The organism is Roseburia sp. 1XD42-69 (assembly GCF_003612565.1).
Classification (GTDB): Bacteria; Bacillota; Clostridia; order Lachnospirales; family Lachnospiraceae; genus Roseburia_B.
The window spans coordinates 1-1,277 of record NZ_RAZG01000215.1 but is presented as its reverse complement, the minus strand read 5'-3'; the positions used below and the strand labels follow the sequence as shown (position 1 = coordinate 1,277).

Below are 1,277 nucleotides of genomic sequence, written 5' to 3'. Positions count from 1 at the left end.
CTAGTATAGCATAAATTAAGTTGTTGATATTTTCAATATCTGTTATAATGGATTTAACCAATATAATTTATGGAGGCCAATTATGCCAGCATTACCTTATAGGATTACAATATCAGATGAGGAGTGTACCTATCTGAAATCATTGATTAAAACCAGAACTATTCAGGCACAGGTTGTTGACCGTGCCCGCATATTATTGTGGAAGTCTGAAGCCAAAACGGATAAGGTCATTGCAGACGGTCTTGGTATTAGCGTGAATACCGTCCGGCGCTGTATTGGCCGTTATCTCAGTAGTGGGATTGACCTTGCTATTTTTGATGACGAACGCTCCGGTCGCCCGACTGAGATTACTGATGATGCAAAATCATGGATTACCAGTATAGCCTGTCAAAAACCCTGCGATCTTGGTTATGCCGCAGAGTTATGGACATTGGCAGCGCTGCACAAACACATACAAGCACATGCTGAGGAAGCCGGCTATCCACGCTTAAAAACAGTCACAAAAGCATGGCTTCAAAAATATCTCAAAAAGATGGATATCAAACCGTTCAAAATCAAGTATTACCTTGAGCGTAAAGACCCTGATTTTGACAATAAGATGCATGATGTCCTTCTGGTTTATAAACAGGTCGAAATGCAGCTGGATGATAATGGAACTATCACCATACCAGACAGCGGGCACATGACACATACTGTTTCGTATGATGAAAAACCCGGCATTCAGGCTGTTGCCAACAAATATCCTGACCATAACCCAACGGTGGAAAACGGGTATGTCCGCCGGGATTATGAGTATGTGCGGTTTGGAACGCTGTCACTGCTTGCAGGTATTGACCTCCTGACAGGAGAGGCGATCCCGTTGGTTAGCCAAACACACAAAAGTTCTGATTTTATCGAGTTCCTAAAGATCCTTGATGCCAAATACCCGGAAGGTGATACGATCCGGTTGATACTGGACAATCACTCAGCCCATACATCAAAAGAAACACAGCGGTTTCTTGCAACATTATCAGAAGGCCGTTTTGTATTTGTATTTACTCCGACGCACGCCTCCTGTCTGAACATGATTGAAAGTTTCTTTAGCAAAATGACAAAGCAAATGTTAAAGGGTATCCGTGTCAATTCCAAGGAGGAACTATCGGAACGAATATACCGTTACTTCGATGAGATCAATGCTGATCCGATTGTCTATCATTGGACATATAAAATGGATGAAATTGATACTGATGAAGCGGCAGCTATTTAAACTATCAACAACTTAATATTTACTATACTAG

Annotated in this window: 1 protein-coding gene; it reads left to right on the top strand. The window is 41.7% G+C overall.

Features of this window, described 5'->3' with window-relative positions; translation table 11 throughout:
- Positions 1-82: 82 nt before the first annotated feature.
- Positions 83-1,246 (top strand): IS630 family transposase, encoded by a 1,164-nt coding sequence (locus D7Y06_RS25175; protein WP_120410199.1) that lies wholly within the window; start codon positions 83-85, stop codon positions 1,244-1,246.
- Positions 1,247-1,277 lie beyond the last annotated feature (31 nt).

Excerpts from the sequence above, each read along its gene's own strand:
- D7Y06_RS25175 (WP_120410199.1), top strand. The coding sequence starts at position 83 with ATGCCAGCATTACCTTATAGGATTACAATATCAGATGAGGAGTGTACC.